Source organism: Streptomyces sp. NPDC047315 (assembly GCF_040643215.1).
Lineage (GTDB): Bacteria > Actinomycetota > Actinomycetes > Streptomycetales > Streptomycetaceae > Streptomyces.
Genome location: NZ_JBEYTZ010000002.1, coordinates 147,848 through 161,114, shown reverse-complemented (window position 1 = coordinate 161,114; position 13,267 = coordinate 147,848). Strand labels below are relative to the sequence as shown.

Annotated in this window: 11 protein-coding genes; 1 reads left to right on the top strand and 10 read right to left on the bottom strand. The window is 71.2% G+C overall.

Going from position 1 to position 13,267, the window contains the following annotated elements; all coding sequences use genetic code 11:
- The first annotated feature begins 6 nt into the window (after nt 1-6).
- A complete protein-coding gene (locus tag ABZ842_RS02625; RefSeq protein ID WP_361530403.1) occupies nt 7-3,921 on the top strand; it encodes a DNA-directed RNA polymerase subunit beta' in 3,915 nt (1,304 codons plus the stop codon).
- A gap of 77 nt (nt 3,922-3,998) precedes the next feature.
- Here the strand turns inward: ABZ842_RS02625 and ABZ842_RS02620 are convergent, their stop codons facing one another.
- The 10 genes from ABZ842_RS02620 to ABZ842_RS02575 form a co-directional block, all read right to left on the bottom strand.
- Nucleotides 3,999-4,265, bottom strand: a complete 267-nt coding sequence (locus ABZ842_RS02620) for a hypothetical protein (protein ID WP_361530400.1) — start codon at nt 4,263-4,265, stop codon at nt 3,999-4,001.
- Nucleotides 4,252-4,527, bottom strand: coding sequence for a hypothetical protein (locus tag ABZ842_RS02615; protein ID WP_361530397.1), 276 nt, complete (start codon nt 4,525-4,527; stop codon nt 4,252-4,254). The genes ABZ842_RS02620 and ABZ842_RS02615 overlap by 14 nt, the downstream gene beginning before the upstream one ends.
- A gap of 37 nt (nt 4,528-4,564) precedes the next feature.
- The gene (locus tag ABZ842_RS02610; protein WP_361530394.1) at nt 4,565-5,503 is read right to left on the bottom strand and encodes a peptidoglycan-binding protein; all 939 of its coding nucleotides are present in this window, start codon (nt 5,501-5,503) and stop codon (nt 4,565-4,567) included.
- 78 nt (nt 5,504-5,581) lie between these two features.
- Nucleotides 5,582-6,145, bottom strand: a complete 564-nt coding sequence (locus ABZ842_RS02605; protein ID WP_361530391.1) for a hypothetical protein — start codon at nt 6,143-6,145, stop codon at nt 5,582-5,584.
- The gene (locus ABZ842_RS02600; RefSeq protein ID WP_361530388.1) at nt 6,145-7,251 is read right to left on the bottom strand and encodes a hypothetical protein; all 1,107 of its coding nucleotides are present in this window, start codon (nt 7,249-7,251) and stop codon (nt 6,145-6,147) included. The genes ABZ842_RS02605 and ABZ842_RS02600 overlap by 1 nt, the downstream gene beginning before the upstream one ends.
- 7 nt (nt 7,252-7,258) lie before the next feature.
- The gene (locus ABZ842_RS02595) at nt 7,259-8,449 is read right to left on the bottom strand and encodes a hypothetical protein (RefSeq protein ID WP_361530385.1); all 1,191 of its coding nucleotides are present in this window, start codon (nt 8,447-8,449) and stop codon (nt 7,259-7,261) included.
- 47 nt (nt 8,450-8,496) lie between these two features.
- Complete coding sequence (locus ABZ842_RS02590; protein ID WP_361530382.1) at nt 8,497-9,696, bottom strand: hypothetical protein; 1,200 nt, start codon at nt 9,694-9,696, stop codon at nt 8,497-8,499.
- Between the two features lie 53 nt (nt 9,697-9,749).
- Nucleotides 9,750-10,658 (bottom strand): phage tail protein, encoded by a 909-nt coding sequence (locus tag ABZ842_RS02585; RefSeq protein ID WP_361530379.1) that lies wholly within the window; start codon nt 10,656-10,658, stop codon nt 9,750-9,752.
- Between the two features lie 122 nt (nt 10,659-10,780).
- Nucleotides 10,781-12,043, bottom strand: coding sequence for a tape-measure protein (locus tag ABZ842_RS02580; protein WP_361530376.1), 1,263 nt, complete (start codon nt 12,041-12,043; stop codon nt 10,781-10,783).
- Nucleotides 12,040-13,242, bottom strand: a complete 1,203-nt coding sequence (locus tag ABZ842_RS02575; protein WP_361530373.1) for a phage tail protein — start codon at nt 13,240-13,242, stop codon at nt 12,040-12,042. Before ABZ842_RS02575 ends, ABZ842_RS02580 begins: the two co-directional genes overlap by 4 nt.
- Between the last annotated feature and the right edge of the window lie 25 nt (nt 13,243-13,267).

Sequence of the window (13,267 nt, the reverse complement as noted above, 5' to 3'; positions counted from 1 at the left end):
CGCATAGTGCTCGACGTCAACTTCTTCGACGAGCTTCGGATCGGCCTGGCCACCGCTGACGACATTCGCCAGTGGTCGCACGGCGAGGTCAAGAAGCCCGAGACGATCAACTACCGCACGCTCAAGCCCGAAAAGGACGGACTCTTCTGCGAGAAGATCTTCGGTCCGACCCGGGACTGGGAGTGCTACTGCGGCAAGTACAAGCGCGTCCGCTTCAAGGGCATCATCTGTGAGCGCTGTGGCGTCGAGGTCACCCGCGCCAAGGTGCGCCGCGAGCGGATGGGCCACATCGAGCTGGCCGCCCCCGTCACCCACATCTGGTACTTCAAGGGCGTTCCCTCGCGCCTGGGCTACCTGCTGGACCTCGCGCCGAAGGACCTGGAGAAGGTCATCTACTTCGCCGCGTACATGATCACGTTCGTGGACGAGGAGCGCCGCACCCGCGACCTGCCGTCGCTGGAGGCCCACGTCTCCGTCGAGCGCCAGCAGATCGAGAACCGCCGGGACGCCGACGTCGAGGCCCGCGCCAAGAAGCTGGAAGGCGACCTGGCCGAGCTGGAGGCCGAGGGCGCCAAGGCCGACGTGCGCCGCAAGGTGCGCGAAGGCGCCGAGCGCGAGATGAAGCAGCTGCGCGACCGCGCGCAGCGCGAGGTCGACCGCCTCGACGAGGTGTGGAACCGCTTCAAGAACCTCAAGGTCCAGGACCTGGAGGGCGACGAGCTGCTCTACCGCGAGCTGCGCGACCGCTTCGGCACGTACTTCGACGGCTCGATGGGCGCCGCCGCGCTGCAGAAGCGCCTGGAGTCCTTCGACCTCAACGAGGAGGCCGAGCGCCTCCGCGAGATCATCCGCACCGGCAAGGGCCAGAAGAAGACCCGTGCGCTCAAGCGCCTCAAGGTCGTCTCCGCCTTCCTGCAGACCAGCAACAGCCCCAAGGGCATGGTGCTGGACTGCGTGCCGGTCATCCCGCCGGACCTGCGTCCGATGGTGCAGCTGGACGGTGGCCGCTTCGCGACCTCCGACCTCAACGACCTGTACCGCCGGGTCATCAACCGCAACAACCGACTGAAGCGCCTGCTGGACCTCGGGGCCCCCGAGATCATCGTGAACAACGAGAAGCGGATGCTCCAGGAGGCCGTCGACGCGCTGTTCGACAACGGCCGTCGCGGTCGTCCGGTCACCGGCCCCGGCAACCGTCCGCTGAAGTCCCTCAGCGACATGCTCAAGGGCAAGCAGGGTCGTTTCCGTCAGAACCTGCTCGGCAAGCGAGTCGACTACTCGGCGCGTTCCGTCATCGTCGTCGGCCCGCAGCTCAAGCTGCACCAGTGCGGTCTGCCCAAGGCCATGGCGCTGGAGCTCTTCAAGCCGTTCGTGATGAAGCGCCTGGTCGACCTGAACCACGCGCAGAACATCAAGTCCGCCAAGCGCATGGTGGAGCGCGGTCGCACCGTGGTGTACGACGTCCTCGAAGAGGTCATCGCCGAGCACCCGGTGCTGCTGAACCGTGCCCCCACGCTGCACCGCCTCGGCATCCAGGCGTTCGAGCCGCAGCTCGTCGAGGGCAAGGCCATCCAGATCCACCCGCTCGTGTGCACCGCGTTCAACGCGGACTTCGACGGTGACCAGATGGCCGTCCACCTGCCGCTCTCCGCGGAGGCGCAGGCCGAGGCCCGCATCCTGATGCTGTCCTCGAACAACATCCTCAAGCCGGCCGACGGCCGTCCCGTCACCATGCCCACCCAGGACATGGTGCTCGGACTCTTCTTCCTCACCACCGACGAGGAAGAGCGCGAGGTGCGCGGCGAGGGCCGGTCCTTCGGCTCCACCGCCGAGGCGATCATGGCGTTCGACGCCCGTGAGCTCTCCCTGCAGGCCAAGGTGGACATCCGCTTCCCGGTGGGCACCATCCCGCCGCGCGGCTGGACCCCGCCGGTCGACGAGGAGGCCGGCGCCGACGGCATCGGCGGCAGCTGGCAGCAGGGCGACAGCTTCCGGCTGAACACCACCCTGGGCCGTGCGCTCTTCAACGAGCTGCTGCCCGAGGACTACCCCTTCGTCGACTACACCGTCGGCAAGAAGCAGCTCTCCGAGATCGTCAACGACCTCGCCGAGCGCTACCCGAAGGTCATCGTGGCGGCGACGCTCGACAACCTGAAGGCGGCCGGCTTCTACTGGGCCACCCGGTCCGGCGTCACCGTCGCCATCTCGGACGTCGTCGTCCCAGGTGCGAAGAAGGAGATCGTCGCGGCCTACGAGGCCAAGGACGAGAAGATCCAGAAGCAGTACGAGCGCGGCCTGATCACCAAGCAGGAGCGCACGAACGAGCTGATCGACAACTGGACCCGCGCGACCAACGAGGTCGCCGAGGCGATGAACGCGAACTTCCCGAAGACCAACCCCATCTACATGATGGTGCACTCGGGTGCTCGTGGAAACATGATGCAGATGCGTCAGATCGCCGGTATGCGTGGTCTGGTGTCCAACGCCAAGAACGAGACGATCCCGCGGCCGATCAAGGCATCCTTCCGCGAGGGCCTGTCCGTGCTGGAGTACTTCATCGCCACGCACGGTGCCCGTAAGGGTCTGGCGGACACCGCCCTGCGGACCGCCGACTCGGGTTACCTGACCCGTCGTCTGGTGGACGTCTCGCAGGACGTCATCATCCGCGAAGAGGACTGCGGCACCGACCGCGGCCTCAAGCTGGGGATCGCCGAGCGCGGCGCCGACGGCGTCCTGCGCAAGGCGGAGAACGTCGAGACGTCCGTGTACGCGCGGATGCTCGCCGAGGACGTCGTCGTCGACGGCAAGGTCATCGCGCCCGCCAACGTCGACCTCGGTGACGTGCTCATCGACGCGCTGGTCGGCGCGGGCGTGGAGGAGGTCAAGACCCGCTCGGTCCTGACCTGCGAGTCCGCGGTCGGCACCTGTGCCTTCTGCTACGGTCGCTCGCTCGCCACCGGCAAGCTGGTCGACATCGGCGAGGCGGTCGGCATCATCGCCGCCCAGTCCATCGGTGAGCCCGGCACCCAGCTGACGATGCGTACCTTCCACACCGGTGGTGTGGCCGGTGACGACATCACCCAGGGTCTGCCGCGTGTCGTCGAGCTCTTCGAGGCCCGTACGCCCAAGGGCGTCGCGCCGATCTCCGAGGCGTCCGGCCGCGTCCGGATCGAGGAGACCGAGAAGACGAAGAAGCTCGTCGTCACCCCGGACGACGGCAGCGACGAGACGCCGTTCCCGATCTCGAAGCGAGCCAAGGTCCTGGTGCGCGAGGGCGACCACGTCGAGGTCGGCCAGCCGCTGACCTTCGGTGCGGTCAACCCGCACGACGTGCTGCGCATCCTCGGCCAGCGCGCCGTCCAGGTCCACCTGGTCGGCGAGGTCCAGAAGGTCTACAACTCGCAGGGCGTGTCGATCCACGACAAGCACATCGAGATCATCATCCGGCAGATGCTGCGCCGGGTGACGATCATCGAGTCCGGCGACGCGGAGCTGCTGCCGGGCGAGCTGGTCGAGCGGTCGAAGTTCGAGACCGAGAACCGTCGCGTGGTCACCGAGGGCGGTCACCCCGCCTCCGGCCGTCCGCAGCTGATGGGCATCACCAAGGCGTCGCTGGCCACCGAGTCGTGGCTGTCGGCGGCGTCCTTCCAGGAGACGACCAGGGTCCTGACCGACGCGGCGATCAACGCCAAGTCGGACTCCCTGATCGGCCTCAAGGAGAACGTCATCATCGGTAAGCTCATCCCGGCCGGTACGGGTCTGTCCCGCTACCGCAACATCCGGGTGGAGCCCACCGAGGAGGCCAAGGCCGCGATGTACTCGGCCGTCGGCTACGACGACATCGACTACTCGCCGTTCGGCACCGGCTCCGGCCAGGCCGTTCCGCTGGAGGACTACGACTACGGTCCGTACAACCAGTGAGTGACGCGGCGTAGCGTCTGACGAAGGGCGGTCATCCCGATGCGGGGTGACCGCCCTTCGGCGTGCCTGCGTACGGGTCAGCGCCCGGACATCTCCCAGACGGCGAGGAACACTCCGGCGCTCGCGGTCAGGGCGGCGATGCTCGCCAGCGGCCAGCGGGCACGCTCCAGGGAGTCCAGTCGGGACTCCATGTCGGCGAGCTGCTTGTCGGTCTGGTCGCTGCGCTGGACCAGCAGGGCGAGTGCGCCGTCGACCCGGGCGAAGCCGGCTTCGAGGGTGCCGCGCATGCGTTCCAGCTCGACGGCGACGGCGATCGGGTCGTGCTGGTGTTCAGAGTCGGTCATCGGCGACTCCCGGGTCTTGCGGAGCGGTGGATACGGGCACGGCTGCGTGCGTCGGCTCGCTGCGGAGCCAGGGCGGCAGCAGGCGCTGTACGCCGTCGAGGGCCATGACCCTGGTCAGGGCGCCGGCGACGGCGAGTGCGCCGGCCACCCAGGGCAGGGTGGCGGGCAGCCCGGAGGCGTCCACGATCGCGGGGAGGACGACGGCGATGCCGACGGCGCTCTGCAGGACCGTACGGGCGGTCCTCCTGGCGGCTTCGGACACGGGAGCTCCTTTCGTGGGCGGGGCGGGGGCGGGGCGGTCAGGAGGTGCGGGGGACCTTGAGGGCGTCCCAGCTCTTCTTGCCGGGCCAGCCGTCGGCGTCGGCGCCGCGGTAGCCGAGCTTGTGCTGCCACTTGGCGTAGGAGCGGCGGTCGGCGTCCGACCACTGGGGGCCGGGGCCGACGGCGTACGCGGAGCAGCCCTCGGCGACCAGGCGTCGGCCCATCGCGGTGATCAGGGCGGAGCGGGGGGCCTTGGCGAAGAAGTCCGCGCCGGGGAAGGTGGCGTGCTGCGGGGCGGCGGGGGGTTCGGTCGCGGTGGGCGGCTTCGGTTTGCCGGGGGACGGCTTGGGCGCCGACGGCTTGCCCGCGAGTCGGCGGGCGATGCGTTCGCGCAGGTCGGGCATGGTGAAGCCGCGCGGGTCGACCTTGCGGTTGGACCACTCCAGATGGCCGATGACGCTCTTGGCGCTCCAGCCGTGGGCCCGGCACAGGGCGGTGGAGGCGCGTTCGATGGCGTCGAGTTGGGCGGCGGGCCAGGGGTCCTTGCCGTCGCCGCGGTTGACGCACTCGAAACCGTAGAAGCGGGCGTTGCCGTCGACGGCGCCGGGGCTGCCCTGGTGGTGGTCGGTGGCGGGCGGGCGGGTGCCGTAGCGCTCGTCGGCGACGGCCCGCAGGACGTCGGGGTCGCCGCCGCCGGCGTGGTTGGCGCGGCCGTTGCCGACGAGGTGGACGGTGCCGTCCTTGGCGATGACGGCGTGGCACAGGGGGCCCGGGAGGTCGGCGTGGCCGCGGAAGCAGAGGTCGACGGACGCCGTGGTGCCGGAGGTGACGGTGTGGTGGATCATCACGCCGTGCACCGGTCCCCAGGCGCCGGTGTGGTTGCGGTTGTGGGTGCGCCAGCCGGAGCGTTCGACGACGGTGACGCCCTCGGCGCGCAGTGCGGCGACGAGGCGGTCGGCGGTCAGCGGGGTGGCCATGGTGGGGCCTCCAGGAAGGGGAACGGCCCCGGCCCCGGCCGCGGGGGCACGGGGGCGCGGGGCACGTATCGAACAGGGTTAGTTCTGGGTTCCGTAGACGGCGAGGGTCTGGGCGTACACGGTGCCCGTGGCGCTGGTGACCTGGCCCTGGACCTCCACCTTCATCGTGGTGCCGAAGGCGGCGGGCAGGCTGGTGGCGACCGCGCCCGTGTGGTCGAAGGTCTGGCCGGCGGCGACCACGGGCCCCCACTGCACCCCGTCGATCAGCACCCGTATCTGCCCGGTGGCCCCGGACGAGGCCCGGGTCGAGAGCTGGAGGCGCATCCGCGGCTGCCAGATCGGGTTCACGCTCTGGCTGACCGTGGTCCACACGGCGGAGGCCGTCTGGGGCCAGCTGGTGGTGCGGACGTCCTGCGGTGCCAGCAGCGCGAGCCAGGGCCGGGCCAGCCCGGCGTCGCTCACCTGGAACACGGGCTGGCCGTCGGAGGCCCGCACGGTCAGCGAGCCGCCGTTGACGATCTCCACCGCGCCACCGCTGATCCGGTTGAGCGCCGGGCGGCTGTGGACCGCCCGGGACAGCACGTGCAGCCGGCGCTTCATCGCGTTGATCTGGTCGATGATGTCCTCGGGGAGCTGGGGCATCAGGACTCCTCCAGATAGAGCTCGGCGGTATCGGCGCGACCGCGCTCCGGGGGCCGTACCTTCACGCCGATGATCCGGTAACGGGCGTCGAGCCCCTGCGGATGCCACTCGTCGGTGATCCGGATGCGCGCGGAGCGGCCGAGCAGCGCCGGCGGGACGACCCCGCCGAGCCGGATCGTGATCTCCGGGACGACCACGGCGCCGCGGGCCTGCGCCAGGGTGGACACGGCCAGCGACGCCAGCGCGGCCGGGTCGCTGACCTCGTTGTGGTCCGACGAGAGGTCCACCCGCGGCCAGCCGCCGTCGAGCAGGTCGCCGGCCTCCTCCTCCTGGGAGATCAGCGGGCGGGACTCCGCCGCCTGGTTGCTGTTGACCGAGGCGCCGCGGGCCCGGGACGTGGTGCCGCCGCGGGTCGCGTCGCGCGGGAAGGAGTACGACAGGATCGTCCCCGGCCGGTCCAGCAGGATGTCGGTGCTGCCGGTGCGCAGCCGCGGGGCGCCGAGCCGGAGCTGGCGCACCCGCTCGCCGGTGGCCGGGTCCCGGTACACGGCGACGTAGTACTCCAACCCGCCCGAGAGCGCGGCGAGTTGGTCGAGCGCTTCGGAGTACAGGGTCTCGTCGCCGTCCCGCCAGGCGGTGGTGACGAGCTGCGGCGGGTGCGCCGACTCGTCGCCGTAGCGGACCTTGATGTCCCCGCCGCGGCTCGACTGGAGCTCCCGCCACAGGGTGCGGGCCACCTGGAGCTGGTCGGCGTCGGTGAACGGCATGTCCTTGCGGATCCGGCGCCGGGCCGGGTACGAGTCGAAGGTGGCCGCCTGGATGCCGAGGGTCAGCACGCCCCGTTCGCTGCTCTGGAGCGTGCTGGTCCAGATGATGCCGCCCCACCACAGGTCGCCGCCGCGCTCCAGGTAGACCGCGGTGCGGCCCTCCTCGACGCGGTGCACCCGCTCGGCGATGGTGGCGTCCGGGATCGGCACCGTGCCCGACAGGGAGCCGGGCTTCCCGATGTAGTCGTCGATCTGGACGTCCCGCAGCGGCAGGATGTCGATGGTCTGGTCGGTGAGCAGATCGGCGAAGATCGCCCGATAGGGGGTGTTCAGTGACATGGGGGCCTCACGCCATGGCGTCGACGCGGATGAAGACGTGGTCGAACCAGCCGGGCTGGGTGGCGTCCTTGACGCGGTGCACGGCCGTGACGGTGTACGCGGCCCCCGGCTGGAGGTTGCCCAGGAGCAGTTGGGTGGAGACCGACGTGTGGTAGCCGCCGGCCGCCTTGGCGGCGAACTCGTCGGTGGCGTCCTGGACGAGGGTGGCGCCCTGGGTGACGCGCACGCTGGTGAACTGCTGGCCGGTGCCGTTCCGTTCGATCATCGCGGAGTTCCCGTAGGCGAGCAGCACCTTGCCGGAGGGGGGCGCGGTGAAGGTGATCGTGAGCGGAGTCGGGGGCCGGCCCGCGAGGGTGGGGGTGTACGTGAGGGACGTGGTGGTTCCGCCGTCCCGGTTCTCGACGTACGCCGGGTACGGCGCCGCCGGCTGCCACACCGTGCCGTTCCAGCGCTGGAGCACCCCGCCCGGGGTGTCCCGGTACTGGCCGACGTAGCTGCCGACGGTGATGGCGCCGGCGGGCGCGATGCCGCCGATCGCCCGCGGGTAGGAGACCCACTCCTTCTTGTCGTTCCAGCGCTGGAGGGTTCCGTCGGCCGAGTCCTGGTACTGACCGGGGTACGCGCCCTGACGCTCCTCGCCCGTGGCCGGCCGGATGCCGCCGACCGCCACCACCGTGGTGCGCCGGTCCTTGACCCCGGTGGCCCAAGCGACGCCGTCGTTGCCCGCGCTGGCGCCGGCGGGCACGAGCACCTCGAACAGCGGAAGGCTGGCGGCGGGTGCAGCCGGCGGCGCCGGGGCCTGGCCGGGGACGCCCTGGATGATCTCGGCGACGGCGTCGTAGCGGTTGGAGGCGTCGTACAGGCCGTCGTAGATCCGGATGACGACCAGGTCGATCCGGCCGAACTGGGCGTCACCGGCGGCGAAGGACAGGTCGATGGGGGAGTTCAGGGCCACCGGGTAGACGCCCTGGGCGCCCGGGCCCTGGATCACGGCACGCCCGCCGTGCAGCGTGCCCGTCATGGCGTCCTTGCGCGACAGCCAGAGCCCGGACAGCCGGTGTATGCCTTCGTACGAACCGGGCAGGACGCCCGAGAGCACATCCACCGTGTTGGCGGGGGTGGTGGCGCCGATCTGGGTGAGGCGGGTGTCCTCGCGGGTCTGGCCGGCTTCCTTGAGCCAGCTGCTGCGCATGTTCATGAAGCTCTCCTGTCGTACGTCGTACGGGATGGGGCGCGGGACGCGTCTTAGGACCGGATCCACTCGGCGTGGAGGTTGGTGTAGTAGCCGGAGCCGCCGAGGGTCTTGATCGAGGCGCCCTGGGTCTGGTTGGCCGCGAGCTGGATGGTGTCGTTCACGGCGAGCTTGACCAGGGCAGTGCCGCCGACCGTGACCGCCGCGACGGCGGACGCGGTCTGCCAGGTCGCGCGGGGCAGGCCGACTCCGTTGACCATCAGTCGCGCACCACGGCCCCCGGCCGGGTTGGCTTCGCCGGACCAGGCGACGTGTCCCGACACCCGCCACCAGCCGGCCCGCTTGACGACGTAGGCGTCCCGGCCGTTCCACGCGCGGGCGTCGTCGATGTCGAGGCCCTGGAAGGTGACGACGGTCCAGGCGTTGTTCGGGATCGTCTGCTGCGCCGACTGCACGACGCTGAACAGCACGCTCGACCGGCCCTCGGCGTACGTCCAGCTGTTGCCGTCCCAGCGCTGGAGGGTGCCGTCGGCGTCCCGGTACTGACCGACGTACGCACCCGCCGTCACTTCGCTGGACGCGATGCCGCCGACGGCCCGCGGATAGGCGATCCAGTCGGTGCCGTCCCAGCGCTGGAGCTGGCTGTTGGTGTCCCGGTACTGGCCGACGTACGCACCCTTGAAGCCGGCGCCGCCCGCCGGGGTGATGCCGCCGAGGGCGGCGGTGGCGTAGTGCTGCGGGGTGGTGGCGGAGGCCCAGAGGATGCCGCCGGTGCCGGCGGAAGCGCTGGTCTGGACGCGGACGGAGTAGAGCGGGATCGCGCTGCCCGGCCCGCTGGCGGGGATCGCGGGGGTGGCCGACGGGGTGCCCTGGACGACGCGGACGACCGCCTCGTGCGTCCCCGTGCCGCCGAGGTCGAAGTCCTTGTCCAGCACGGCGAGTTCGATCAGGTCGATCCGGCCGTGGAGGGGGTCGCCGTCGGCGAAGTTCAGGGTCTCCGGGGAGGTGACGGCCACCGTGTAGGCGCCCTGGGCGTTGTCGTGGCCCTGGATGACGGCCCGGCCGGTGCCGATGGTGCAGGACATCGGGCCGGCCTGGGACAGGACGAACCCGCCGGGCACGATGCCTGAGCGGGAGCGCAGCGTGGGGTCGGTGGAGCTCGTGCCGACGGGGGTCAGCAGGGTGGACTGGGCGAGGCGGGTGTCCTCGCGGGTCTGTCCGGTGGGCGTGAGCCAGGTGGCGCGTACGGTCATGATTCACCTCGGGGGCTGGTGGCGGGCGGCGGGGCGGGCTTGCGGGGTGCGCGTCACCACTCGGCGCTGCGCCAGCGGACGGTCATCTGGGCCTGGGGGCCGGCCGAGTCGGGGCGGAAGGAGAGTTCGGAGCGGCCCGGTTCGAGCGTGAACAGCTCTTCGGGGCTGGAGTCGCCCATGGCGGTGTGGCGACGCGAGGCGGTGCCGTTGAGCGTGACGGTGCCCTCGCCGGTGTCGACGACCAGTTCCTCGCCCAGGGCCAGGTCGATCGCGTAGCGCAGCCGGCGCCGGCTGATCCGCTCGGTGATGGTCGGCATGGCGCAGGGACCGCGGAAGACGATCACGGGGTGGGCGGGTGCGGAGCCGGTGTTCTCGGCGACGACGTCGCCGGTGCTCTTGGCCTGTCCCCAGTTCAGCGGCCAGGTCAACGGCCAGGTCAGCCCCGACTCGGGCTCCGGGCGGCCGGTGATCGCCCGCTGCTCGGTGACCTGGTAGCGCCGCGGGTCGGTGGCGGTCCACTGAACGGACGCCTTGGCCGCGCCCTGGGTGGCGAAGACCCGGTCGGCGGGGACCACGCGCTGGCTGACCCGGGCGCGTACGGCCAGCACCTCGCCGTGCAGCCGGACGGCGAGCCAGCGTTCCTCGTCGAGGAGGGCGAACGCCTGGCGCAGCGCGTACAGGGCGGCCGGGCCTTCGCCGGCCGCCGGCGCCATCCACACGGTGCCGCCGACCTTGCGGGGCTTGGCGTAGCGGGCGCCGGGCCAGGCGCCGTGCGAGGTGGGGCGCTCGGCGTCGGACGAGTCGTACTCCGGCAGGTCCTCCCAGCCGGTGAGGCCGGCCCGGTCGAGGTCGAAGGGGGTGCCGGTGCCGATGAGGAGCCCGGCCCACTGCATCTGCCCGTCCTGGGTGATGAGCGAGCCGGGCGCGAGGTCGGCGGTGTAGGGGTTGGTGGTCTCGGCCATGGGGCCGTCACCTCACTCTCGTAGGGCTTCGAATCGCTCGCGTGCGGCTTTCGCTCGCGTGCGGCTTTCGTCCGCGGCTGCGAAGGCGCGTGCGGCGCTGGACCGGTGACGCGGACGGGCGCTCAGGCGCAGCCGCTGGTGGCGAGGAAGAGCAGGTCCTCGGCGGTGGCGCGGGGGCCGGCGCCGGGCTCCTCGCGGAAGTGCGCGATGCGGCGCGGGCCGTGCGGGACCTCGGGGCCGGTGGACACCGGCCGGTGGTCGAGGTCTTCGGCGGGCGCGATGCGCGGGGTGCCGCCGTTGTCGAGGGGGAAGACGACGCCGCCGTCGGCGAGCATCGGGAGCTTGTCGAGGTCGACGCCGAACTTCTTGCCGAGGATGTTGACGCTGAGCTTCCCCAGCCCGTCGATGACCCAGTTGGCGAAGGCGATCAGCCCGTTGATCGGCCCCTTGATGACCCCGAGCACGGTCTGGGCGCCGCTCTCCAGGAAGTCGCCGATGCCCCGCAGGGTCTTGGACACCGCCTCTTTGGCCCGGGTGAAGAACTTCGGCACGTTCTCCCTGACCCACTTCAGGGGCCGCTCGACCGCGCTCCTGAGCCCGCGGAAGGCGCGCGAGGCGATCGCCCGCAGCGCGGTGACCGCGGACCTGATGGCGGAGCCGGCCCGGGAGATCCCGCCGATGGCCGCGCCGATGCCGCGCAGCGCGCCGCCGATCAGGCTGCGTACGGTGCGGAAGGCCGATCTGACGCCGTTGCCGGCGGCCTTCATCACCGGCCCGATGACCGCGATCGCGGCCCTGATCCCGCGCAGGACGGCGTCGAACGCCTGGCGGGCGATCCGCTGGCCGGTCTTGGTGCTCATCGCGTACTCGATGAGGTACGCGGCCAGCGGGATCACGATGCCGAGCACGAAGCCGAGGGGGTTGGCCCGCATGGCGGTGTTGACCGCCGTCATGGCGACGGAGGCGATGGTCAGCACGGTGCCGAAGCCGCCCATGATCCCGCTGAGCAGGGCGGCGACGTCGACCATGGAGACGATCAGGCCGAGGACCGCGGCGAGCGGTCCGCCGCCGAGCTTGGCGACGGAGGTGCGGGCGCGGGAGGCGGCGGTGCCGAAGCGGCGGACGCCGGAGGAGGCGGTGGAGCGGGCGATCTTGTTGGCGGAGGCGGCGCCGGTCGACGCGCCGTTTCGCAGCTGCTGTAGCGCGGGGAGCGCGGTGCGCAGTGCGGGGCCGACCCGGTCGATCCCGGACGCCGCCCGGCGGATGTCGGAGGCCAGCTTCCCCAGCTGGTCCGACATGCCGCCGATGCCACGGCTGAGGCTGCCGGCGGAGGTGCCGGCGTTGCGCAGCGGGTTCAGGGGCAGGGCGGCGGCGAGGGAGCTCATCCGCGGGCCTTCGCCAGGAACATCAGGGCGTTGGCGGTGGCCTGCGGGTCACTGCCGGCGGCGGCGTGGTAGTGCTCGATGTGGAGCCCGGCGCGTCCGCCGCCGGCGCGCGCCTTGGCCTGGGCGAGCTTGGCCCGCTTGGCGGTGAGCGCCAGCAGCCGGTCGAGCTTGGACAGCGGCAGCACGGCCTCGGCCTCGCCCGCCTCGGCGAGGATGGCGTGCACGCCGCCGCGCCGCGGCTGGACGACGCCGCCGGCGGCGAGTTGGGGAATGGTGGGCAGGTTGACGCCGAAGGTCTTGCCGCCGACCATCGGCACCCAGCCGGGGATGCTGACCTTGATGCCGTTCAGCTTGCCGATCATGGAGTTGATCAGCCGGATGACGGCGTTGATCGGGGTGCGGACGCCGTCTTTGATGCCGTTGAACGCCTTGGAGGCGATGTCCTTGAGGCCGTTCCAGATGCTGGACATCCGGTCCTTGACGGCCCGGAAGGCGGACGGGATCGCGCTGCGGATCCAGTTGACGACGGGGGTGATCACGGCCCTGATGCCGTTCCAGACGGCCCGGATGGTCGACCGGATGGCGTTCATGACCGTGGTGATGATGCGGCGCCAGGTGTTGACGTAGGTCCGGATCACGGTCGCCACGGCCTTGACGACGGTGGAGATGGCCCGTCGGATCCCGTTCCAGACCGACTTGATCAGGGAGCCGGCCTTGCGCATGATCGGCCCGACGACCTTCATGACGGTGCTGATGACGGTGCGGATCGCGTTGAACGCGGTCCGGATGACCCGCTGCATGGTCCGCGAGCGGGCCGCCATCTGCACGACGGTCTCGATGAGCGGCATGAACAGCTCCAGCAGCCGTACGAGGAAGTTCCCCCGCATGGAGCGGTTGAGCCGGTTCTGCCCCTGGGCGGCGCGGTCGGCGCCGGTCTTGAACCGGCCGAGCTTGGCGCCGGACGACTGCCCGGTGTTGCCGGCCTTCTTCATCGCGCGGTCGGCCTGGTCGCAGGCGGTCTTGAGCCGACGGAGCTGGGTGCTGGAGGACTGCGAGGCGGACCGCAGGGAGCGGATCTTGCCGGATGCGCTGCTGCTGGCGTTGCCGATGTTGCGGATGGGTTGTGCGACGCCGTTCGCCGAGGACCTGAAGGAATTCAGGGAGGTGGTGGCGTTCTTCATGGAACGGACGAGACTCATCCCGCCCTCCTTTCGGTGGGGGGCG

What these genes read in the sequence shown, in the direction of transcription:
- ABZ842_RS02585 (WP_361530379.1), bottom strand. Translation starts at nt 10,658, where the DNA reads ATGGCCGAGACCACCAACCCCTACACCGCCGACCTCGCGCCCGGCTCG.
- ABZ842_RS02610 (WP_361530394.1), bottom strand. Translation starts at nt 5,503, where the DNA reads ATGGCCACCCCGCTGACCGCCGACCGCCTCGTCGCCGCACTGCGCGCC.
- ABZ842_RS02600 (WP_361530388.1), bottom strand. Translation starts at nt 7,251, where the DNA reads ATGTCACTGAACACCCCCTATCGGGCGATCTTCGCCGATCTGCTCACC.
- ABZ842_RS02590 (WP_361530382.1), bottom strand. Translation starts at nt 9,696, where the DNA reads ATGACCGTACGCGCCACCTGGCTCACGCCCACCGGACAGACCCGCGAG.
- ABZ842_RS02620 (WP_361530400.1), bottom strand. Translation starts at nt 4,265, where the DNA reads ATGACCGACTCTGAACACCAGCACGACCCGATCGCCGTCGCCGTCGAG.
- ABZ842_RS02580 (WP_361530376.1), bottom strand. Translation starts at nt 12,043, where the DNA reads ATGAGCTCCCTCGCCGCCGCCCTGCCCCTGAACCCGCTGCGCAACGCC.
- ABZ842_RS02595 (WP_361530385.1), bottom strand. Translation starts at nt 8,449, where the DNA reads ATGAACATGCGCAGCAGCTGGCTCAAGGAAGCCGGCCAGACCCGCGAG.
- ABZ842_RS02605 (WP_361530391.1), bottom strand. Translation starts at nt 6,145, where the DNA reads ATGCCCCAGCTCCCCGAGGACATCATCGACCAGATCAACGCGATGAAG.
- ABZ842_RS02575 (WP_361530373.1), bottom strand. Translation starts at nt 13,242, where the DNA reads ATGAGTCTCGTCCGTTCCATGAAGAACGCCACCACCTCCCTGAATTCC.